Raw genomic sequence first — 21,877 nt, 5'->3', positions numbered from 1 at the left:
AAATTTCACGCAAAGTTGGAATCTACTTATGCGCCCAGACTTTCCATGCGAGCGGGTTGCCATTTGCGTCGCGGGAAAGCTCCCAGCGCTCGATGGTTACGGCGTCGCCAGTGACGGGCTGCAGGGCCTTTTTAAGGGCGCGGCGCATGGTGTAGTCCGTAACTTCCGAGGGCTGCGAGACTTCGCTGGCGGGGACCGTTAGAATCAGGCCTTTGCCGCCGTCGCCGAGGACCTGGATGGGCTCGATGGGGCCGCCGGTGACGGGGGGCTTGTCGCCGTAATCCCAGAGGTGCGGGGTGATGAAGATGAAGGCGAGGATGAGCGTCACCATGATGTCGTAGTGGAAGGTGCCGCGTTTGTAGGTCCAGTAGAAGTAGTTCTTGAGAATGTTCATTGTTTACTGCTTTTCGATTTTGGTTAGGCCGCCCATGTAGGGCTGCAGGGCGGTGGGAATCGCTACCGAGCCGTCTGCCTGTTGATAGTTTTCGAGGATTGCCAGCCAGGTGCGGCCAATGGCGAGGCCGCTGCCGTTGAGCGTGTGCACGAATTCGTTTTTGCCCTTGGTGCCTGCCGCCTTGTAGCGGATGTTGGCGCGGCGGGCCTGAAAGGACTCGAAGTTGGAGCACGAAGAGATTTCGCGGTAGACGTTCTGACCGGGGAGCCAGACTTCCAGGTCGAAGGTCTTGGCGGAGGAAAAGCCGGTGTCGCCGGTGCAGAGAAGGACGCGGCGGTAGGGGAGTTCGAGAGCTTCGAGAATCGCTTCGGCGTTGCGGGTGAGGATTTCGTGCTCGGCGTCGGAGTCTTCGGGCTTGACGAACTTTACCAGTTCGACTTTTTGGAACTGGTGCTGGCGGATGATGCCGCGGGTGTCTTTGCCTGCCGCTCCGGCTTCGGCGCGGAAGCAGGGGGTGTAGGCGGTATAGGAGATTGGGAGCTTGGCTTCGTCGAGGATTTCGTCGCGGTAGAGGTTGGTTACCGGGACTTCCGCGGTGGGGATGAGCCAGTGGTCGGCGTCTTTGAACTCGCCGCGTGAGGCGGCTTCAGCGTCGGCGTCGGAGGTACGGAATAGGTCTTCCGCGAACTTGGGGAGCTGGCCGGTGCCGAAGAGGGATTTGCTGTTGACCATGAAGGGCGGCAGGACTTCCGTGTAGCCGTGCTTGGTGGTGTGCAGGTCGAGCATGAAGCTGACGAGGGCGCGTTCGAGGCGGGCTCCGGGGCCAAAGTAGACGGAGAAGCGGGCTCCGCTGAGCTTGGCAGCGCGTTCCTGATCGAGGATGCCTAGCGCTTCGCCTAGTTCCCAGTGCGGCTTGGGGGAGAAGTCGTAGGTGCGCTTTTCGCCCCATGTCTTGACGGTTACGTTGTCGTCTTCGGATTTGCCTGTGGGGACTTCGTCGCGGGTGAGGTTGGGAACGCGGCTCAGGGAGAGACGCATTTCATCGTCGAGCGTGACGGCGGTCTTGTCGAGCTCGTCGAGCTTGTCTTTGAGGGCGCGGGTTTCTTCCATGAGCGCCGTCGCATCCTGACCCTGGCGCTTGAGCTGGCCTACCTGCTGGGAAAGCTCATTGCGGCGTGCTTTTAGCTTTTCGGCTTCGGTGATGGCTTCACGGCGCTTTACGTCGAGCGAATGGAAATCGCCGAGCAGAGCTGCCGGGTCCGCGCCGCGTGCGCGCAATTTTGCTTCCACTAATTCCAGGTTTCCCCGGACAAATCCCATGTCGAGCATGACTCTTTTAGTCTACCGGATGGAATTCCTGTTTGTTTCGTTATCGAAGAAGCGTTGTTGGTGGTGGATGGAGATGTGGTGATTGGGAGAGAGAAGGCGTGCCTCGGAGGCTAAAGCCCGGTGGTTTTTATTAGGCTTTTCGGCACGACTGAAGTCGTGCCCTTTCAAAACTCCGCAACGCCGATTTGGCAGACAGTGCTTAGAGGTGGAGGAACTGGCGGTATGGGGATGATCCCCGGTCCCTAAATGCCAGGGACCGGGGGCGCCCGCGCTACCGCGCTAATCGTTGGGGGTGGGTGTTGGAGTTTTTCCGGCGGCTACTTGCTCTTCCCAGCCGGGGAGGTGGGTGTCGCCGGTGATGAGGCGGGCGCTGCTGGAGAAGGTGAAATAACTCCAGACCCAGGACCACAGAACGGTGAGGCGGTTGCGGAAGCCGATGAGGAAGTAGACGTGGATGATGAGCCAGGCGATCCATGCGGGCAGGCCGCTCATCTTGGAGTGGAAGGGCCATTTGACGTTGGCTACGGCGGCCATGCGGCCGATGGTGGCCATGTCGCCCTTGTCGAAGTAACGGAAGGCGGTGCGGGGCTTGCCTTCGAGGTCGGCCTTGATGATTTTTGCGACGTGCTGGCCCATTTGCATGGCGGGTTGGGCAACGCCGGGGATTTGCTTGCCGTCCTGCTCGAAGTGGGCGAGGTCGCCGATGACGAAGACGCTGTCGAGGTTGGGCGGGTTCATTTCGCTATCGACTTCGACGCAGCCGCGTCGGTCTGTGGGGGTTCCGAGGAGTTTGCCGAGGGGCGAGGCTTGCACGCCGGCGGCCCAGAGGATGACGGCGGCGGGGATGCGCTCGAGGCCTTTGGCGTTCTGGGTTTCTACCCAGCCGGCTCCGATGTTGGTGACGCGGTTGCGGGTGCGGACTTCTACGCCGCGGCTGGCGAGGGCTTCGCCGGCGCGGGCGGAGAGCTCGGGCGGGTAGGTGCCGAGGACGCTTTCGCCGCCGTCGAGCAGGATGACGCGGCTTTTGGTGGGGTCGATGTGGCGGAAGTCGTGCTTGAGATACTCGCGGGAGATGTCGCCGATGGCTCCGGCCAGCTCGACGCCAGTGGGGCCGCCGCCGATGACGACGAAGTTAAGCGGGGGGTGCCAGCCGTGTTCCTGCATCTGGCGCTCGGCGAGCTCGAAGGCTAGCAAAATGCGGCGGCGTATTTCTGTGGCGTCTTCGATGGACTTGAGGCCGGGGGCGACTTTGGCCCACTCGTCTTTGCCGAAGTAGGAATGGGTGGCTCCGGTGGCGAGGACGAGGTAGTCGTAGGTGATGCGGTCGCCGCTAGCGAGGGTGATGGCCTGACTGGCGGTTTCGATGCCGGTGACCTCGTCCATGAGGACCTGGGTGTTCTGGTTGCGGGAGAGGATGCCGCGGATGGGCTGGGCGATTTCTCCGGGAGAGAGCACGGCGAGCGCTACCTGGTAGAGCAGCGGCTGGAAGGTGTGGTGGTTGCGGCGGTCGATGACGGTGACGTCAACGGGCAGCTTGCCAAGGGCCTGTGCGGCGTTGATGCCGCCGAAACCGGCGCCGACGATGACTACCTGCAGGCGCTTGCCGGACTGCTGAAGAGGTTCCTTGCGTTGGCTCAATCGTTTTCTCTCCCGTGGGTTGGATGGAGTCAGACGTTCTCCGGTCACAAATTGCGGACCGCTATTTATGATGGGAACTTAACGCCAAGGTACTTTGCACACCTATGAGTGTAACTATTCTTACCGTGCCATTCGATTCAGGCCGCCTGCGAGAACGCATGGGGCTTGGCCCGGAGCATCTGCTTCAGAATGCCCTGGAGCCGCTTTTGCGCAGGCTTGGGATACCAGTTGTAAGCAAAGAAATCATGCTGGCTGGGGAGTATCCAACGGAAATACAGTCGTATTTTTCGCTGTGCCGTTTGGTGTCCCAACATGTTCAGGCTGCGCGCCACGACGGTAGTTTTCCAATAGTGCTGTCCGGTAATTGCGGCATTGCCGTGGGAGCGGTTGCTGGATGTGATGCGGCCCGTACTGGCGTGGTCTGGTTTGATGCGCATGGAGAAGGCAATACCCCGGAGACGACGCAATCCGGATTTCTTGACGGCATGGGCATTGGAATCCTGACGGGCCAATGCTGGCGTCCGCTCGCCGCATCCATTCCCGGCTTTACTCCCGTGCCGGAAAGGCGTGTTGTTCTTGTCGGTTCCCGTGATGTGGATGAGGAGGAATCGAAGCTGTTGGACCGCGCTGGTGTTGTGCGTGTGCGCAATGTTCGTGGTTTGTCCGATGCGTTAGCTGATGTTCGAAAAGAAACAGAGGGCTTCTATCTTCATGTTGACCTGGATGTTCTTGATCCAACTGAGGCAGTTGCGAATCAATGGTCCATCAAGGACGGGCTTACGAGGCAGGAACTATTCGATGGGGTTGGACACATTTCTGGCCTGGGACATGGTTCGCTACTGGGATTTGGGATAGGTTCTTACAATCCGGCCAGTGATACCGATGGCAGGGCTTTGCGCGTGGCCAGTGCGATGTTGGAAAGAATTTTGACAATGCGCCGGTAGTCTTCGGGCTCTGTTCTAGGGATGAAATTCCAGTGCGATTTTGGCGGAGGATGTGGTTCCGGTTACGGCGATGCCTACTACGTTGGCGGCTACGCCGGGGACTCCTGCGGGAGGGAAGGTTACGGAGCCGTCGATGCCGGAGATTGCTGTGGCGGTTTGGGTGGCTAGCAGCTCTGCTTGTGCGCAGACGCCGTGGGTGGGGCAGGGCGGGGCCCAGGCGTAGACGGATTGAAAGAGCGTTACGGTTCCGCCGGCCATGGGGTTGCCGTCCATGTCGTAGACTCGCAGGACGATTTGGCTGGGTGTGCTGGTTACGGCCAGGGTTTGCGAGGTTCCGGAGACGGCGGCTACGGTTGCGTACTCGGCGCGGGCTCCGAGTGCGTTGAAGTTTACGCACTGCGAGGTGCCGTTGAGGCAGGCTTTTGCGGTGGAGGTTTCGCCTTCGGTTAGTGGGCCTGCGGTGAGTGTTTTGGCGGCAATGCCGGTTCCGGAGGTGATGGCGGCTGCGGAGTCCTGCGCGGTGATTCCGCTGCCTGCGGTGGTTTGCCATGCTACTGCCTGGCCGCTCATGGGCTGGCCGTTGTTCAACACGATGGCTTGCGTGGGCCAGTTGATGGTGGCTCCGGCGGCGAGGGAGAGAGTTGGCGTTAGCGCGGCGAGGGTTGGCGGGGTTCCGCCGGAGAAGTGGGCTTGCAACTGCGCGCCGTTGGTCAGCGTGGCGGTTACGACGGAGGCTGTGCTATCGGCGGCGGTGACTGTGAGGGAGGCTGCTCCGTCGCCGCCGGTGGTGAGGGGGCAACTTGATTTTCCACATGACAGGAGGGCTGTTCCGCTGGTTACGGTGAAGTTGACGGTGACGCCAGCGGCTGGGGTCAGGCTTCCGTCGAGGGCTGTGACGGCGAAGGGGATGGGGACTCCGATAGGGACGGTGTTTTGGGGCGCGGATACGAGCTTGAGGGAGTCGGTTCCGCCGGCGTTGTAGCTGATGCCTCCGTAGATTACGGTTGCGGCGTAGAACTGCGGGAGGTCGTCTACTTCCACGTCTACGGAGCCGGTGGTGGTAGATGCGGGGGCGATGGCGGTTATCTCGTTGGGGGAGATTCCGGTGATTTGGGCGAGGCGTCCGTTGATTTTTACCGTGTCGGAGGGACGGAAGCCCATGCCTTCAATGACGATGGGGCCGCCGCCGGCGGGGAGATTGGCGGGGGCGATGGTGTCGGCGTAGAGAACCCAGCCGTTGTAGGCGTAGTCGGGGCGTCCGTCGCCGCGTGTGTCGGCGATGCCGAGGCGAACGATGTCGTCGGCTTCGGCGGTGACTTGCAGCCAGGTTTCTCCGGTGGCGTTTCCGTTTAGGCCGGGAGCAGTGCCGATGGCGGGTGAGCCTACGGCATCGAGCGCGTCCCAGATGCCGAGGGCGGGCATGGCTTTGGCTGCGCTGGGGGCCCCGGTTTCATTTACGGCTTGAGTGATGACGGTGAAGAGGCGGTTGGCGCGGACGGGGAAGTTGAACCAGTCGGCCTGGCTGATGGCGCTGAGGCGGCCTGCCCAGAGGCCGCTGGGCGGCATGAGGCGGGGGGAGCTTTCGGTGGAGATGGCGTCTTCGTAGCCTCCCGCGGCGGAGTTGTTTGCCTTGACGGTGACTGTTTGTGCGCTGCCTGCGGTCATGGTGCTGACTGTGACGGGGGAGAGTGTGCCGGAGGGGTCGGGGGAGCCGTCTACGTAGGGGCCGACTATGTTGGAGTCGATGTAGAGCGGGTCCATAGCTTCAAAGGTTAGCTGGTATTGTGCGGCGGTTACGCCGGGTGGCAGGGGGATATAGCGCAGATCGAATGCGCCTTGCTGGGTGGTGTCGGTGGAACCCCATTGCGAGAGCGGGATGCCGTTGGCGTCGTTCCAGCCGGTGACGCTGCTGCCGTGGTTGCCGCGGAAGGCTGCTCCGGAGACGGCGCTGACGGTGTACTGGGGCATGGGGTTGCCGCTGGCGTCGAGTGGGGTGGCGAGTACGTTGACGCCTTGCATTCCGATGCCGGTTTTGAAGGTGATGGTGCCGGAGAGGGAGATGGTGTTGGCGGCGGTGAGCTTTTTGCCGGGGAAGATGGCGGCGTTGGATGCGGTGATGGGATAGAGGCGGTTGAGGGCGGCGATGTCGTCGAGGCGCAGGGTGCCGGGGTTGGGAATGCAGGTTCCGCCGATGGGGCCGCAGACGCCCATCATGGGCTGCATGATGGGCCATGCCTGCATTTGGTCTACGTTGTTGTCTGTGGCGGCGTGGGGGTAGAGCTGCGAGAAGCCGAGGCCGAGGACCTGTCCCCAGGCGCGTTCGAGGGCGAATTGCATCATGGCCATGCGGTCTTCTGTGTTGGTGCAGCGGCCATTGAGAATCATTACGGCGTGGGTGATGGTGGCGTCGGGGTTGAAGGCGTCGAGCCAGACGGTGACGGCGGTGGTCTGGCAACTGTCGGGGTCGCTGGCTCCGTTGCCGTTGACGGTGTCGAGGATGGAGCCGTCGGTGTCGTAGATTACGGCGACGGGGAAGGTGGTTGCTTCCGGGGTGACGTCGGATGGCGCGGTGAAGTTCTGATTGCCGGCGGCGATGTTGGAGCCGCTTACGTCTTCGGCCAGTGAGCCGGAGTTGGTCAGGGTTACTCCTGCGGTGGGGATGGCGCTCCATAGTGACGCAGCGGCATCTACCATCGCGGTGGCTTGCTGGTTGGTGATGGTGGGGCTTAGTTCGCCTCGGTCTACGTAGTACTTGACCTGTCCGTTGGGCCAGTGGAGCGGTTGGCCCATGACGGCTGATTGGAAGTAGGTGCTTCCGGCGATGTAGCGGGGACCGCCTGCGTAGAGGCTTGTGGTGGCTAGTGCGAGTGCTAAGCAGATGCGGGTGCGGTGGGACATGCGAGTGCTCCGGGTACTCGCATGGGGAGCAAGGATGAGGCCTTTTTAACGTTGGGAAGATTAGAAGAATTTAATCGACGAGTTTCTCTACAAAACAAATACGCGGAGTTTAGAGCGAGGAGAAAACCCGGTGCTAAAGCCCCTTTTTGTTTGTGCTGGCTTTTCAGGGGCCTGAAGGCCCCTGCTCCCTCCGGTTGCTTCCTTGTCTTCGAGGGATAATTGCCAATCAAATTTCGGGGTAGAAGTCGAAGAATGCGTCGAGGCTTTGCTTTAGCTGGGCTTCAATTTGTTCGCGCGAGCCTTCGAGAACGTGCATGGTTACGTGCGCCTCATTGCCGTTGACCAGTTGGAGCTTTGCGTCCTCGATTTGCTTTACTTCGCCTTCGGGGAGAAGGCGCATGCCGTAGACAAGAGTCAAATTCGCCATGTACCTCATCTTATAGTGTGCGTCGGTTTTGGCCCGCTGTTTTGGACGGCTACAATCGACACTGGGAAACTTTCATGAGCGAGATACGCGATACCGTTATTCTTGGCTCCGGCTGCTCGGGGCTTACTGCTGCCATCTACACAGGCCGTGCCGGCCTTAAGCCGTTGGTTCTGGAAGGGCATGAACCGGGTGGGCAGCTTTCCATTACTACGCTGGTGGAGAACTTTCCCGGCTGGCCGGAAGGCGTGCAGGGGCCGGAACTGATTGCCAACATGAAGAAGCAGGCGGAGAAGTTTGGCGCGGAGTTCCAGATTGCGCACCTTGTCGCCGCCGATTTGTCTTCGCATCCGATCAAGCTGACGACTTCGGCGGGCGAGATTCGCACGCGGACGCTGATTATTGCTTCTGGCGCGAGTGCGCGGTGGCTTGGGTTGGAGAGCGAGCAGAAGCTGATTGGGCATGGCGTTTCGAGCTGCGCTACCTGCGACGGGTTCTTCTTCCGCGGGCTTGAGATTGCGGTGGTTGGCGGCGGTGACTCGGCGATGGAAGAGGCGCTGTTTTTGACGCGCTTTGCGAGCAAGGTGACGATTCTGCACCGGCGCGACAGCTTCCGCGCGAGCAAGATTATGCTGGATCGCGCGATTGCGCATCCGCAGATTGAGCTGCGCACGAATGTGGTGATTGAAGAGATTCTTGGCGTGGATGAGAAGGAAGTGAAGGGCGTGAAGCTGAAGAACTCTGTCACCGGCGAGAGCGAGATATTGCGGCTGGATGGAGTGTTTCTTGGCATTGGGCATGAGCCGAATGCGAAGGCATTCAAGGGGCAGATGGACCTTGATGAAGATGGCTACATTGTTACGCAGAACAATGTTTTCACTACGCTGAATGGGAAGATTGTTCCGGGTGTGTTTGCTTCGGGCGATGTGCAGGACCGGCGGTATCGGCAGGCGATTACGGCTGCGGGTACGGGGTGCATGGCGGCGCTGGAAGTGGAGAAGTATCTGGAGGAGCACGGACACTAAGGTGCTGCGCGCACGGCGGACTGCGCTTTGCGCGCCATTCGTGCTGATGCAGACTCTCGATGGAAGTGAAGCATAGCGAGAAGGAGGCTGCATGGCTGTCTTCCCGGGTCGTTATACCGCGCAGGCTGATGAGTCGTTTGTTGTGTTCCTCATCGGCATGCGTGTGAATCATCTTTGGGCTGTGCCTAGCTGGACACGCGTTATGGCGGCTATGCCTCCGATGATTACTGAGTTAAAGAAAAATCCTGATCTGGGCATGCTGCATGCCCAGATTTTTCTTTATTGGCGTGGGATTGGGGTTCTGCAGTATTGGCGGAGCTTTGAGCATTTGCATGCTTATGCGCATGCGCGCGAGGCGAAGCATTTGCCGGCGTGGGCGGAGTTTAACCGGCGCGTTGGGGCGAATGGCAAGGTGGGAATCTGGCATGAGACTTATACGGTTTCGGCGGGGCAGTATGAATCTGTTTATGCCAATATGCCGCGGTTTGGGTTGGGGGCGGCTGTGAGCCATGTTCCGGCTACGGGCAGGTTGAATGATGCGCGCTCCCGTATTGCGCGATAGATAATAAGAAGCGGTATGTCGTTGAAAGAAAATCTCGAAAAACTGGAAGAAGCGATTCACGCGGCTTGCAAGCGCGCGGGGCGTCATCGCGGCGAAATTGAGTTGATGGCGGTCTCGAAGACTTATCCCGCGGAGACGATGCTTGAGGCGGAGAAGCTGGGGCTAAGGCTGTTTGGCGAGAACCGCGTGCAGGAGTTTGCGGGGAAGGCTCCGGTGCTTGCGGCTGTTCGCGAAACGGGTCCTCTGGCTGCTTCCGATGAGCCGGTGCAGGTGCATCTGATTGGGCATTTGCAGTCGAATAAAGCACTGCGTGCAGCGGAGCTGTTTGACGCGGTTGATTCGGTGGACTCGCTGCGGCTGGCGGAGCGGTTGAATGATGCGGCGGGGAAGCTGCATAAGCGGCTGCCGGTGCTGATTGAGGTAAAGCTGAGTCCGGAGGAGACGAAGGATGGGGCGGAGCCGGAGTCGGCGGAGATGGCGGAGCTGCTGGAGCGGCTTCCGGATTTGCCGCATTTGCATATGCGCGGGTTGATGACGATTGCTCCGTTTGACGTGCCGGAGGATGTTACGCGGCATACGTTCCGGGCGCTGGCGGAGTGGCGGGATACGTGGGCTAAGGTACATTCGAAGCTGCATTTTGGAACGCTCTCGATGGGGATGAGCGGGGATTTTGCTACGGCGATCCAGGAAGGCTCGACGCGGATTCGGATTGGGACTTCGCTGTTTGGGAAGCGGGAACCTTATACGGGGCCTGCGGATTGATTCGCGAGAATAAAGACGGCGTTACGCTGACGGTGCGGGCGCAGCCGGGGGCTAAGAAGACCGCTGTTGTTGGCGTGTACGGCGAGGGCGATGCGGCGCAGTTGAAGATTGCCGTGCAGGCTCCGCCGATTGAGGGGCGGGCTAACGAGGCGCTGATTAAGTTTCTGGCTGCGGAGTTTGATTTGCCTAAGTCTGGTGTGGAGATTTTGGCCGGGGAGCTGGGGCGGACTAAGGTGTTTTTGTTGCGCGGGGTTTCGGTGGAGACGGCTCGGCGGGTTCTTTCCTTGTGAAGCTGGTTGTGTTGAAGGCATGCCTCAGGGGCTGAAGCCCAGTGCTATTTAGCGGGTATGGATGTACGGGCTAAAGCCCATACTCTTCACAGTGATATTTGCCTTTGTGATTTTGATTACCGGGGATGAATCCCCGGTCTACCTTTTTGTGGCTGCTTATTGCGGTTTATTTTGCGGCGAAGGCGGCGGCCAGGGCTTCTTCGGGCTCGGGGCGGACTCGGAAGTCGGCGTGGGCTTCTGCAAGGACTACTCGTCCAGAGGGCGCTATTACGTAGGTGGCCGGGAGAGCGAGGGTTCCGCTTTGGTCGCCGTTGATGAAGGGGAGATTGACGAGGATGGAGCGGTAGTAGTCCTGCATCTCCTGCGGGACGGTGTAACGCAAGCCGAATTGCGCTGCTAGCTGGTTGCCGGGGTCGTGGAGCAGTGGGAAGGGCAGGCCGTGCTGGCCGGCCATGAAGTCGCTCTGGCGGCTGGTTTGCGGACTGATGGCGACCATGACGGCGCCGTGCTCGCGAATGCGGCCGTAGAGGTCGCGCCAGGTTTCGAGTTCTGTTGAGCAGTAGCTGCACCAGCGGCCGCGGAAGAACTTGACGATGAGCGGGCCGATGGCTAGCAGGTCTTTGCTGCGGACTAGTTTGCCATTCGCGTCTTTCAGGGTGAATTCGGGGGCTTGGGAGCCTACGGAGAGGATGCGGTCTTCTATGCCGGTTGTGAATAACTCTTCGACGGAGCGCTCGCTGATGCGCAGGCGGTCGGGTTGAACCAGCCTCCGGGTGTTGGAGGTGATTTCGTCGAGTTGGTCTTGGAGGCTGGTGGTGGTCATGGATTACATGAACTTTCTTTTCTTGAATGCGCTAATATCTTCGACTGAAAGATCGAACCATTCACCATGAAGGCGTTTCTCTTTGAACCGTTCATGCCAATATCTTTCGATGCCAGCAGGGTCGTCGATTGCAGCGATAGTATGAATTTCGGTGATACCTTCTGGAGCCTGTTTGTGAAGTTCGCTCTTTCGTCTCCAATGATTTTCAGACCAGCCAATTTTGTACCGACTACCAGATTTCACAAGGTAAACGTAGCCAGAGACTTGCGAATTTTTAGCCACCACTTTCCTAGTCGGAATCTCATCTAATAATGCCTCTGTTGAGGGCTCATTGGAGAGAATCATTAATACATCTGAATATTCTTCTCGTTTGTCACAATACTTGCGTACTTTCTCAATTACTTCAATTTTTGTGCCAAGTCTTCGTAGGAGAACATTTGGTGCTGGGATAGCTGGGTTGCTGCGCTTTTCTATGAGAATCTCTGCTTTGGCTGGGTATCGTCCATATTTACGAACTAGCCCGGCTATCTCAGCTAGCATTTGCTCTTCGTCAGATGGTTGTACCCATTCAAGTGGGCTGAAGCCAGCTTCACTGAGAGCATCTCCCCATCGTGCCCAATACACCCCAAGCCATTCATGCTGTGCGATACCTGTCTCGTTGCGAAATCTGTTCTGACCTACAGGTTTTCCGCCATTGAGAGCAGCAGTCCTCCGAATTTCGCTTAGTACGTATTGTTTGTCTTTCATCGTGATAGTTAAGTAGAAATTCTAACGTCCGAATTTTTGGCGGCCCATTCCTAAGGCGCCCATGCCGCCGCGCATCATGGCTTTGCCTAAGCCGCCTTTGCCCATTTGCTTGAACATCTTGCTCATCTGGGCGTATTGGCGGAGGAGGTTGTTTACGTCCTGCACGCTGGTGCCGCTGCCGGCGGCGATGCGCTTGCGGCGGGAGCCGGAGATGATTTCGTGGTTGCGGCGCTCAATGGGCGTCATCGAGTTGATGATGGCTTCGAGGCGGACGAATTGTTTTTCGTCTACGTGCTGCGCGGCTTGCTGCATCCCAGCGAAGGGGCCTACGGAGGGGAGCATCTTGAGGATGCTTTCCATGGAGCCTAGCTTCTTGATTTGACGGAGCTGGTCGCGGAAGTCTTCCAGCGTGAAGCCGTCACCCAGTAGGGCTTTCTTGGCGAACTCTTCGGACTTCTTTTTGTCGAGGGTGGCTTCGGCCTTTTCTACGAGCGAGAGGATGTCGCCCATGCCGAGGATGCGGCCTACGATGCGGTCGGGATGGAAGGGCTCGAAGGCGTCGGGCTTTTCGCCTACGCCGATGAACTTGATGGGCTGGCCGGTGACGTGGCGGATGGAGAGGGCTGCGCCGCCTCTTGCATCGCCGTCCATTTTCGTTAATACGACGCCGGTCAGGCCGAGGCGCTTGTGGAAGTCGGCGGCGGAGTTGACGGCGTCCTGGCCGGTCATGGAGTCGGCTACGAAGAGGATTTCCTGCGGGTTGAGGAGCTTTTTGAGCTTCTCCATTTCGGCCATCAGGTCTTCGTCGATGTGGAGGCGGCCTGCGGTATCGACAATCAGCGTGTCGAAGCCGAAGTTGCGGGCTTCGCGTCTCGCTTCGGTGGCGAGGCGTTCTACCAATGCGGTGCCGGGGGCTTCGCCCTTGGTGTCGCCTTCGTAGATTTTGGCGTCGATGGATTGCGCGACGACTTTGAGCTGTTCGCGGGCGGCGGGACGGTAGACGTCTACCGAGACGAGCAAGGGGCGGCGTCCGCCCTTCTTGAGCCATGCGGCGAGTTTGCCCGATGTAGTCGTTTTACCGGAGCCTTGCAGGCCGGCCATGAGGATGACTGTTGGCGGCTGCGGGGCGAAGTTGAAGCGCGCGGTGTCTTTGCCGAGGATGGCGATGAGCTCGTCACGGACGATTTTGATGACCTGCTCGCTGGGCGAGAGGGCGGTCATGACTTCGCTGCCGACGGCTTTTTCGCGGATGTGCTCGATTAGGTCTTTCACGACGTTGAGGTTTACGTCGGCTTCGAGCAGGGCCACGCGGATTTCGCGCAGGGCTTCGGCGATGTTTTCTTCGGTGAGCGTGCCCTGGCCACGGAGGGTCTTAAAGGCCCGCTGGAGTTTTTCTGTGAGTGATTCAAACATAGGACGCTTTTAGTTTACCTGTTTTGTCCTGCCGGGCGGGCCCACTGCGCGTGGAGCGGGTGCCGGGGGCACCTTTTCACTGCGCTTTCAGCGCCACCCGGCTTTTGTGGTCCTCCCGTTGGTCGGTTTGTGGCTAGTCGGCTGGGCTGATTAAGTATTGCTCCAGTTTGCCGTCGGGGTAGGTGTAGGTGGAGACTGAGAGGCGCTTGGTGGGGTAGGTGATGCGGAAGCTGCGCTCGGTCATGCCGCCGCGGAGAGATTCGCTGGTCTGCTGGAAGGTTAGTGGTTCGCCTAAGGGGGCGAGGCTGGTTTGGAAGTCCTTGACGGTTTGGGCGCTGAAGTAGTCGTTGAGGTTGGGGGCGAGGAGGGTGCGGTCGATTTCGCCCTTTTGCAGGCCGCGGTAGATGGCGAGGGCCTGGGCTTCGGGTTCGGTGGGTTTGATTCCGGCTAAGAGGCGCGAGACTAGCTGGCCGATTTGTCCGGCTCCAGAAGCCATGTGGTTGGTGAGCACGATGATGGATGCGCCGTCGTCGGGGAGGACGATGGATTCGGCGACGAAGCCGGTGACTTCGCCGGAGTGCTCGATGACGCGGTGGCCGTTCGAGTCGCGGATGAAGACGCCGAGGCCGTAGTGGGTGTCTTTACCATCCTTGAGCTTGATGGTGGTGAACATTTCCTTGTAGCTCTCGGGCTTGAGGAGCGATTGCGAGATTAGGGATTCGTTCCAGAGGGCGAGGTCGTGGGGCGTCATGGCGATTTCGCCGGCGGCGAACATCCAGCCTGCGCCTTCTTTCGGCGCGGGGCGGAGCGGGCCGAGGGCGGCGCGGATGTAGGGGGATGCGTCTGTCGAGGTGAGGCCGGCTTCGTCGTAGTTAAAGCCGCTCTTCATGCCGAGCGGGTGGAAGATGTGCTGGCCGATGAACTCGAAGACTTTCTGGCCGCTGACTTTTTCAATAATCAGGCCGGCGATTACGTAGTTGGTGTTGGAGTACTGCCACTGGGTGCCGGGGTCGAAGTCGAGGGGCTTTTTGGCCCAGGTGTCGATGATGGACTGGGCTGACGCGGGCTTCATCATGGGCGTCATTAAGTAATCTTCGGGCCAGTAGTCCTGATAGCCGGAGGTGTGGGAGAGGATTTGGCGGATGGTAACTTCGTCGCCGCGGGTGAGGCCGGGGATGTATTTGCCGACGGGGTCGTCGAGCTTGAGCTTGCCTTCTTCCTGCAGGAGAAGGATGGCGGCGGCGGTGAACTGCTTAGAGATGGAGCCGATGGCGTAGCGCATCTCGGGTGTGGCGGGCTTGTCTGGGCTGATGTGGGCGAGGCCGTAGGCGTGGGTGTAGACGAGCTTGTTGTGCTCGACGACGGCGATGGAGGCGGATGGTACGCCGTGGAGTTCCATGACGCCGTGGGCGATGCGGTCAATTTTGGTTTTTAGCTCGGGGGAGATGGTGTCTACGGTTTGCGCGAAGAGCGTACAGGGCAGTGCCAGGGCGGCGGCTAGAAGGGTGGCTTGGAGTTTCATGTGTGTTTCCTCGTTCGAGTGAAGCTTGGTCCAACGATACCATTCACAATAGTTTGCGACGGCATACGATAGGCTGATTCTGACTTGGTTGGATTTTCGATATCGAGAGTGGTGCGCCATGAAGAAGTTGATCGACGGCTATAAGAAATTTCATGCGGATGTTTTTCCCAGTTGCCGGGCGGATTTTCATTTGCTGGCGGAGGGGCAGTCGCCGGAGTACCTGTTTATTACTTGCGCGGACTCTCGCGTGGTGCCGAACCTGATTCTGGATGTGGGGCCGGGGGAGCTGTTTCTGGCGCGGAATGCAGGGAACGTGGTTCCGACCGAGGCGAAGGATGTGGACGGGATTACGGCGACGATTGAGTATGCCGTGGAAATTTTGAAGGTGAAGTATGCGATTGTCTGCGGGCACTCGGATTGCGGGGCGCTGAAGGCGGTTCTCTACAACAAGAATGTGGATGAGCTGCCGATGGTGGCGCGGTGGCTGCACCATATCGATGCGGCGCTGAAGTTCAAACAACCAGAGAGGCCGGAAGAGGGCGAGAATGCGGAGCTGGCTGCTGTCATTCGCGGGAATGTGGTGGCGCAGATGGTGAACCTGATGATGGACCCCAGCGTGAAGCGGGCGATGGAGGCGGGGACTTTGCAGGTGTTTGGGTGGTACTACGATATTTTGACCGGGACGATTGAGCAGTATGACGAGAAGACTCGGCGGTTTTTGCCGTTGGGGTAGGCGGTTTATCAAGTGCGGCAGCGCACATATCCAATTCGCATTGTGACTGGATAATTTTGTAGGGGGTCCATCAGAATGTCAAAATTGGGAACTTTTGCTCTTGTTGTGCTGGCTCTTTTTGCGTGGAAGGCTGGTGCGCAGTCGCCCACGGATGGGCATGTTTCCGGCAAAACTTATGTGAATCGCTATTTCCACTTTAGCTATGCCTGGCCTGCGATTCTTCAGCCTTATAGCTCACCTTCTACGGATGGTGGCTCTAACCCCAGCGCGTTTCTGCTCTTTTCTGCGAGGCAGGGAAACCAGCCGCTTGGCGTGAGGATTGTTGCGGAGAAGCTGAATGTGGTTACTCCGCACTCTGCGGGTGTGAAAAGCAGTGCGGAGTATATTGACCGCCTGGCGAATAGTTTGCGGCCCGGGTCGATGCTGTCAGGTATTACACGAGTGGCGGAAAAGAATGTTCGCGGGGTGCGCTTTAACGAGCTGGATTATGTGATGGATGGTCAGCCTTCTTCGACGATTGCGACACAGATTGGGCAATATGTCCTCATCTTCCGGTGCAATGCTAAGACCGGAGCGGATATTGCTGCTATCCGGAAGTCAGTGCTTGACCTGCGTGTGAGCCACTGATTTAGTGGACACCTTCAGGGGCTTTAGCGTTTTTGGGCGGTTTTTTGAAGAGCCATACGGCGGCGGCGCAGAAGAAGGCTAAGAGGGCTGTCCAGCGGAAGACGTCTACGTAGGAGCGCAGGGCTGCTTGTTGTTGCAGCAGGCTGTAGAAGAATGCGATGGAGCCGGGGCGGCCTGCTGGGTGCCCTAAATGCTGGCTTAGGAAACCGCCCACCTGGGCGGTTTTTTGCTGCAGGACAGGGTCGGAGAGATCTACGTTGGCTCCGATTTCGTTTTGGTAGAAGGCGGCGCGGCGGACTAAGGCTGTAGACGCCATGGCGATGCCGATGGAGCCGCCGATGTTGCGGAGCATGTTGAAGAGGCCGGTGGCGTTGCCCATCTCCTGCCGCGTGAGCGTGGCTGTGGTGAGCGTGGCGAGCGGAACGAAGACGAAGCTGAGCGAGAAGCCGGTGATGAGGATGGGGATGAGCAGGGTGTAGGGGCCGATGCTGAGGTCCACCATGCCGAAGTAGAGCGAGCAGACACCGAAGCCGAGGAATCCGAGGGTGAGGAGCTTGCGGTTGTCGAAGCGCGAGCCGAGGATGCCGATGATGGGCGAGCCGATGAAGGAGCCGATTCCGCGAGGGCCCACGACGAGGCCGGCGGTGAAGGCGGTGTAGCCAAGGATTTCCTGGTAGTAGAGCGGCAGGATGGCGATGGTGATGTAGATGCACATGCCCAGCAGGGCAATGAGCAGGCAGCCGGTGCGGAAGTTGCGATTGCGGAGGATGTGCAGGTTGACGAGGCCGCGCGGGTTGGCCCACGAGCGCCATATCCAGCCGATGAGTCCGACGGCGATTCCGGCGACGGCCCAGCGGACCCAGACGGCTCCGAACCAATCGTCTTCCTGACCTTTGTCGAGAACTACCTGGAGGCAGCCGGTCCAGAGGGCGAGCAGGCCGAAGCCTATGTTGTCGAAGGGGCCGGTTTTGGCGTGCTGGATGTAAGGCGGGTCGTGGACGAAGCGGCTAACCATGAAGACGGCGAGGATGCCGAAGGGGATGTTGATGTAGAAGGCGTAGCGCCAACTGAAGGTGTCTGTGAGCCAGCCGCCGAGGGTGGGGCCGATGACGGGGGCGACTACGATTCCGAGGGCGTAGGCGGCCATGGCTTGCGAGCGTTTTTCGAGAGGGAAGCTTTCGAGGAGGATAGATTGCGAGAGGGGCTGGAGCGCTCCGCCTCCGGCGCCCTGGACGATGCGGGCGAGAAGGATGATGGCGAGGGAGGGGGCTGCTCCGCAGAAGAAGCTGGCTACGGTGAAGATGATGACGCAGGTGAGGAGGAAGTTTTTGCGGCCGAAGCGGAGGCCGAACCAGTTGGATGCGGGGAGGATGACGGCGTTGGCGACGAGGTAGCTGGTGAGGACCCATGTGGCTTCGGAGTTGGAGGCTGAGAGGGAGCCGGCGATGTAGGGGAGGGCTACGGAAGCTATGGCGGTGTCCAGCACCTCCATGAAGGTGGGGAGCATGACGCTGGCAGTGACCAGCCAGGGGTTTACGCCTTGGGTGAGGGGGTAGCGGGACAGATTGGCTGCGCCGGGGGCCGGGGAGTGTCGCATCAGGCCGGGTTTCAGAGCTTCTGTGCTCATGGCAGCTACACGTCCAACACTGTACTCCAAGTCGGACCGAGGGAGTGTGATGGTGGTCGCAGGTGGCATGGTTGTTTTTTCTGCCTGAATGGGGCTGGCGGTATTGGTTATCTCAAGTCTCCAAAAGATGAAGACCTGGGGCACCCGGCATGGGGGGATGTCCTGGGCTAAAGCCCCCTTCTTCAATGCGTTCGTGATTTTCGGGGGCATGAAGGCCCCTGCTCCCCCCCCGTTTCAGCCATAACATTGCCGGGAGGGTAGGGTTTACATTGAATTCATCAATAAAACTTGACACTAATTGACTCAATCTTGCATCTTATATTTCGTTAGTACTTTCTCAGCGGGAGCCAAAACATGGCAAAAATTATTGGAATTGACCTTGGAACGACCAACTCGTGCGTTGCTGTCCTTGAGGGCGGCGAGCCGAAAGTCATTCCGAATGAAGAGGGTGCGCGTACTACGCCTTCGATCGTTGCGTTTTCGAAGACAGGCGAGCGGCTTGTGGGGCAGGTGGCCAAGCGCCAGGCGATTACGAACCCGGAGAACACGGTTTTCTCCATCAAGCGGTTTATGGGTCGCCGCTTTAACGAAGTAAATGATGAGATGAAGATGGTGCCCTACAAGGTTGTGCAGCAGGGCGACCATGTGGCCGTTTCGGCGCAGGGCAAGGAATATACGCCGCCGGAGATTTCGGCGATGATTTTGCAGAAGTTGAAGAAGTCTGCCGAGGCTTATCTTGGCGAGACGGTCAGCGAGGCTGTGATTACGGTTCCGGCCTACTTTAACGATGCGCAGCGGCAGGCGACGAAGGATGCGGGCAAGATTGCCGGCCTTGACGTGAAGCGTATTGTGAACGAGCCGACGGCGGCTGCGTTGGCTTACGGCCTCGACAAGAAGAAGGACGAGACGATTGCCGTGTATGACTTTGGCGGCGGTACGTTTGATATCTCGATCCTGGAAGTGGGCGAGGGCGTGATTGAGGTGAAGTCCACCAATGGTGATACGCACCTGGGTGGCGACAACCTTGACCAGCGCATTGTGGAGTGGCTCATCTCTGAGTTCAAGGCTGAGGAAGGTTTGGACCTTGGCTCGAAGGGCAACGAGATGGCTCTGCAGCGCCTGAAGGACGCGGCGGAAAAGGCCAAGATTGAGCTTTCGACGACGCTGGAGACTGAGGTCAACCTGCCGTTTATTACGGCGGACGCGACGGGACCGAAGCACCTGGTTCGGAAGCTGACGCGGGCGAAGCTGGAGTCGCTGGTGGATGACCTGTTGCAGCGCTCTTTGGAGCCTTGCAAGAAGGCGATGAGCGATGCCGGTGTTACGACGGCCCAGATTGACGAGGTTGTGCTCGTTGGCGGGCAGACTCGTATGCCGAAGATTCAGGAGATTGTGAAGCAGCTCTTTGGCAAGGAGCCTCATCGCGGCGTGAATCCGGATGAAGTAGTTGCCGTGGGCGCTGCGGTGCAGGCGGGTGTGTTGGCTGGCGAAGTCAAGGACCTGTTGCTGCTGGATGTGACTCCGCTGACGCTGGCGATTGAGACGCTGGGAGGTGTTGCGACGCCAATGATTCCGCGCAATACGACGATTCCGACGAAGAAGTCGGAGACGTTCTCGACGGCTGCGGATTCGCAGACTGAAGTAGAGGTTCACGTGCTGCAGGGCGAGCGCCCGATGGCGGCGCAGAACCGCACGCTGGGCAAGTTCAAGCTGGCGGGGATTCCTCCGGCGCCGCGCGGTGTGCCGCAGATTGAGGTGACGTTCGATATTGACGCGAACGGCATTCTGAATGTGACGGCGAAGGACAATGCGACGGGCAAGGATACGCGCATCACGATTACTTCTTCTTCGGGCTTGAGCAAGGAAGAAGTGGAGCAGATGGCGAAGGAAGCCGAGGCGCACGCGGCTGAGGACAAGGCGAAGCGAGAGGAGATTGAGGCGCGCAACGGCTTGGATTCGATGGTGTACAGCGTGGAGAAGCTCATCAAGGATTCGAGCGGCAAGGTTGCGGATGCGGATAAGACGGAAGTCGAAGCTGCGCTGGCTGACGCGAAGAAGACGCTTGAGGGAACTCCGAGTGCGGAAGAGCTGAAGGCTGCGCATGAGACGCTGACGACGGCGAGCCATAAGCTGGCGGAGGCGCTTTATAAGGCCAATGCTGCTGCTGGTGCTGCTCCGGATGCGGCTGCTGCTGCGGGTGAGCCTGCCGCTGAAGCGAAGAAGGATGAAGGCGTCATCGACGCGGAGTACGTGGACGTGGACGAGAAGAAGTAAGGACTATAGCCGTTAGCGGCGCACCCTTTGGGTGAAACAGCAGGGGTGGGCGATGCTATATCGCCCACCCCTGCGTAGTATTGTGGAATCATTCAACTTGCTTGAGTGCCGGTCGATGAAGGAAAGACATAAACGGTAAGCGAAGGCTGGTTGTACAGCCTATGACCAGCGTTTTGAATTGAGAAAAATCAGCTCATGGCGACTACGACTCAAAAAGACTATTACGGCACGCTTGGCGTGAAGAAGACGGCTACGGCGGAGGAGATTCGCAAGGCCTTTCGCAAGGCGGCGCGGAAGTATCACCCGGACGTGAACCCCGGCGATAAGAAGGCTGAGGAGAAGTTCAAGGAGATTTCCGAGGCGAATGACATTCTGAGCGATGAGAAGAAGCGGAAGATTTATGACCAGTTGGGCTTCTACTCGGACCAGATTGACCCGGCGCAGGCGGAGGCGTATGCGCGCCAGCAGAATATGGGTGGACAGCCTCCGGTGGACTTTGGTGGGTTTGATTTTTCGGGCTTCCAGGGCGGCGCTGGTGCGCAAGCGGCGCAGCAGGGGGGCTGGGGGAGCTTCAAGGATATTTTTTCGGGGATTTTTTCAGGGCAGCAGCAGCCGGGACGTCCGCGTGGGCCGCAGCCGGGGACAGATCTTGAGTACCAGGTGACGGTGGATTTCTGGACGGCGATTCGCGGCGGACAGGCGCGGTTGCAGGTGCATCGGCAGGAAGTTTGTCCTACGTGTAAAGGGAAGGCTTCGACGGGTGGGCCGATGACTTGCCCGGAGTGTAATGGGGCGGGGCAGGTTACGCAGATGGGCGGGCGGATGAAGTTCAATATTCCGTGCCCGCGGTGCAATGGGTCGGGGCGTGTGTCGAATGCTTGCCCGACTTGCCACGGCGAGGGGTTGGTGGACCGCGCGGAGAATGTGGAGTTTCGTATTAAGCCGGGGACGCGGGATGGACAGCGGATTCGGCTGCAGGGCAAGGGCAATGCGGGGCTGAATGGCGGGGCTACGGGCGACCTTTACCTGATTGTGCGGACGGGGACGCATCCGGTGTTTACGCGGCAGGGGGATGATATTCACCTGACGGTGCCGGTTACGGTGCCGGAGGCTTCGCTGGGGTCGAAGGTAGATGTGCCGACGATTGATGGGCGGGCTCAGTTGAAGATTCCGCCGGGTACGCAGAGCGGGCAGAAGCTACGGATGCGCGAGCGTGGTGTGGAGAGTGCGGCAGCAAACGGCCAGCGCGGCGACCAGATTGTGACGATTGAAGTGGTGATTCCGCAATTGCAGGATGAGCGCAGCCGCGAGATTATGCGCGAGTTGGCGAAGCTGAATAATCAAGACCCGCGCGTGCAGTTGTTCGATAAGCTGTAAATGCGACTGACTTCGGATGTAGAGGATTGAAGGAGCCATGCCTGCAAAACGTAAATCGAAGGGCGCGTACATGATTTCGGCGGTGGCCGAGATGTATGGGATTCATCCGCAGACGCTGCGGCTCTATGAGCGCGAAGGGTTGTTGAAGCCTTCGCGTACAGAGGGCAATACGCGGCTGTATACGGATGAGGATATTGAAAGGCTGGAGTTCATCCTCAACCTGGCGCGGGATCTTGGCGTCAATATAGCTGGGATTGCCATTATTTTGCAGATGCGCGAGCGGATGGAAGAGATGAACCGTCAGATGCAGAGTTTCGTCGAGTATGTGCGCTCGGAGATGCTGACGCGGTTTCAACAGGCTGCACCGACGGCGCAGGGAGCGATTGTGCCGCTACGGAAGACGGCGGTGCAGCGGCCGGTGGTGATTATGAAGACGAATTCCAAGCGGGAAAATTAGATTGTCGAAGG

General features: G+C 59.2%; 20 protein-coding genes. 10 read left to right on the top strand and 10 right to left on the bottom strand.

Annotated features, from left to right (window positions below):
• Positions 1–22 precede the first annotated feature (22 nt).
• From AC5S3R_RS09365 to AC5S3R_RS09355, 3 genes are all read right to left on the bottom strand, one after another.
• Positions 23–394 (bottom strand): hypothetical protein, encoded by a 372-nt coding sequence (locus AC5S3R_RS09365; protein ID WP_494266763.1) that lies wholly within the window; start codon positions 392–394, stop codon positions 23–25.
• 3 nt (positions 395–397) lie between these two features.
• The gene (serS, locus tag AC5S3R_RS09360) at positions 398–1,714 is read right to left on the bottom strand and encodes a serine--tRNA ligase (RefSeq protein ID WP_494266762.1); all 1,317 of its coding nucleotides are present in this window, start codon (positions 1,712–1,714) and stop codon (positions 398–400) included.
• A 288-nt stretch (positions 1,715–2,002) separates the two neighbouring features.
• Positions 2,003–3,361, bottom strand: coding sequence for an NAD(P)/FAD-dependent oxidoreductase (locus tag AC5S3R_RS09355; protein ID WP_494266761.1), 1,359 nt, complete (start codon positions 3,359–3,361; stop codon positions 2,003–2,005).
• A 104-nt stretch (positions 3,362–3,465) separates the two neighbouring features.
• Between AC5S3R_RS09355 and AC5S3R_RS09350 the strand changes: the two genes are divergently transcribed.
• Positions 3,466–4,305 carry an arginase family protein gene (locus tag AC5S3R_RS09350; RefSeq protein ID WP_494266760.1) on the top strand — a complete coding sequence of 280 codons (840 nt, stop codon included), beginning with the start codon at positions 3,466–3,468 and terminating at the stop codon, positions 4,303–4,305.
• Between the two features lie 15 nt (positions 4,306–4,320).
• On the opposite strand, the gene AC5S3R_RS09345 is transcribed toward AC5S3R_RS09350, so the two are convergent.
• On the bottom strand, positions 4,321–7,203 hold the full coding sequence (locus AC5S3R_RS09345; protein WP_494266759.1) for an IPT/TIG domain-containing protein: 2,883 nt from the start codon (positions 7,201–7,203) through the stop codon (positions 4,321–4,323).
• A 226-nt stretch (positions 7,204–7,429) separates the two neighbouring features.
• Entirely contained in the window at positions 7,430–7,630 is a 201-nt protein-coding gene (locus AC5S3R_RS09340) for an allantoinase (RefSeq protein ID WP_494266758.1), read from the bottom strand.
• Positions 7,631–7,704: 74 nt separating this feature from the next.
• Between AC5S3R_RS09340 and trxB the strand changes: the two genes are divergently transcribed.
• The 4 genes from trxB (at position 7,705) to AC5S3R_RS09320 (ending at position 10,266) form a co-directional block, all read left to right on the top strand.
• Entirely contained in the window at positions 7,705–8,652 is a 948-nt protein-coding gene (trxB, locus tag AC5S3R_RS09335) for a thioredoxin-disulfide reductase (protein ID WP_494266757.1), read from the top strand.
• Positions 8,653–8,743: 91 nt separating this feature from the next.
• Positions 8,744–9,214, top strand: a complete 471-nt coding sequence (locus AC5S3R_RS09330) for a DUF4188 domain-containing protein (protein WP_494266756.1) — start codon at positions 8,744–8,746, stop codon at positions 9,212–9,214.
• A 15-nt stretch (positions 9,215–9,229) separates the two neighbouring features.
• Positions 9,230–9,976, top strand: coding sequence for a YggS family pyridoxal phosphate-dependent enzyme (locus tag AC5S3R_RS09325; protein WP_494266755.1), 747 nt, complete (start codon positions 9,230–9,232; stop codon positions 9,974–9,976).
• Entirely contained in the window at positions 9,973–10,266 is a 294-nt protein-coding gene (locus tag AC5S3R_RS09320) for a DUF167 domain-containing protein (protein WP_494266754.1), read from the top strand. The genes AC5S3R_RS09325 and AC5S3R_RS09320 overlap by 4 nt, the downstream gene beginning before the upstream one ends.
• 166 nt (positions 10,267–10,432) lie before the next feature.
• On the opposite strand, the gene AC5S3R_RS09315 is transcribed toward AC5S3R_RS09320, so the two are convergent.
• From AC5S3R_RS09315 to AC5S3R_RS09300, 4 genes are all read right to left on the bottom strand, one after another.
• Positions 10,433–11,089 (bottom strand): peroxiredoxin-like family protein, encoded by a 657-nt coding sequence (locus AC5S3R_RS09315; protein ID WP_494266753.1) that lies wholly within the window; start codon positions 11,087–11,089, stop codon positions 10,433–10,435.
• Between the two features lie 3 nt (positions 11,090–11,092).
• A complete protein-coding gene (locus AC5S3R_RS09310) occupies positions 11,093–11,836 on the bottom strand; it encodes a GIY-YIG nuclease family protein (protein ID WP_494266752.1) in 744 nt (247 codons plus the stop codon).
• A 21-nt stretch (positions 11,837–11,857) separates the two neighbouring features.
• Positions 11,858–13,249 carry a signal recognition particle protein gene (gene ffh, locus AC5S3R_RS09305; protein ID WP_494266751.1) on the bottom strand — a complete coding sequence of 464 codons (1,392 nt, stop codon included), beginning with the start codon at positions 13,247–13,249 and terminating at the stop codon, positions 11,858–11,860.
• Between the two features lie 133 nt (positions 13,250–13,382).
• Positions 13,383–14,771, bottom strand: coding sequence for a serine hydrolase domain-containing protein (locus AC5S3R_RS09300; RefSeq protein ID WP_494266750.1), 1,389 nt, complete (start codon positions 14,769–14,771; stop codon positions 13,383–13,385).
• 118 nt (positions 14,772–14,889) lie between these two features.
• Between AC5S3R_RS09300 and AC5S3R_RS09295 the strand changes: the two genes are divergently transcribed.
• Positions 14,890–15,504: a carbonic anhydrase gene (locus AC5S3R_RS09295; RefSeq protein ID WP_494266749.1), complete on the top strand. Its 615-nt coding sequence runs from the start codon at positions 14,890–14,892 to the stop codon at positions 15,502–15,504.
• A 75-nt stretch (positions 15,505–15,579) separates the two neighbouring features.
• Complete coding sequence (locus tag AC5S3R_RS09290) at positions 15,580–16,131, top strand: hypothetical protein (RefSeq protein ID WP_494266748.1); 552 nt, start codon at positions 15,580–15,582, stop codon at positions 16,129–16,131.
• 1 nt (position 16,132) lies between these two features.
• Here the strand turns inward: AC5S3R_RS09290 and AC5S3R_RS09285 are convergent, their stop codons facing one another.
• Positions 16,133–17,758 (bottom strand): DHA2 family efflux MFS transporter permease subunit, encoded by a 1,626-nt coding sequence (locus AC5S3R_RS09285; RefSeq protein ID WP_494266747.1) that lies wholly within the window; start codon positions 17,756–17,758, stop codon positions 16,133–16,135.
• Between the two features lie 354 nt (positions 17,759–18,112).
• Between AC5S3R_RS09285 and dnaK the strand changes: the two genes are divergently transcribed.
• From dnaK to AC5S3R_RS09270, 3 genes are all read left to right on the top strand, one after another.
• Positions 18,113–20,032: a molecular chaperone DnaK gene (gene dnaK, locus AC5S3R_RS09280; RefSeq protein WP_494266746.1), complete on the top strand. Its 1,920-nt coding sequence runs from the start codon at positions 18,113–18,115 to the stop codon at positions 20,030–20,032.
• Between the two features lie 195 nt (positions 20,033–20,227).
• Positions 20,228–21,409, top strand: a complete 1,182-nt coding sequence (locus AC5S3R_RS09275) for a DnaJ C-terminal domain-containing protein (protein WP_494266745.1) — start codon at positions 20,228–20,230, stop codon at positions 21,407–21,409.
• 37 nt (positions 21,410–21,446) lie between these two features.
• Positions 21,447–21,866: a heat shock protein transcriptional repressor HspR gene (locus tag AC5S3R_RS09270; RefSeq protein WP_494266744.1), complete on the top strand. Its 420-nt coding sequence runs from the start codon at positions 21,447–21,449 to the stop codon at positions 21,864–21,866.
• Positions 21,867–21,877: the final 11 nt, after the last annotated feature.

Source organism: Occallatibacter sp. FHG110214_02, assembly GCF_059115385.1.
This window is presented reverse-complemented; position numbering and strand designations above follow the sequence as displayed.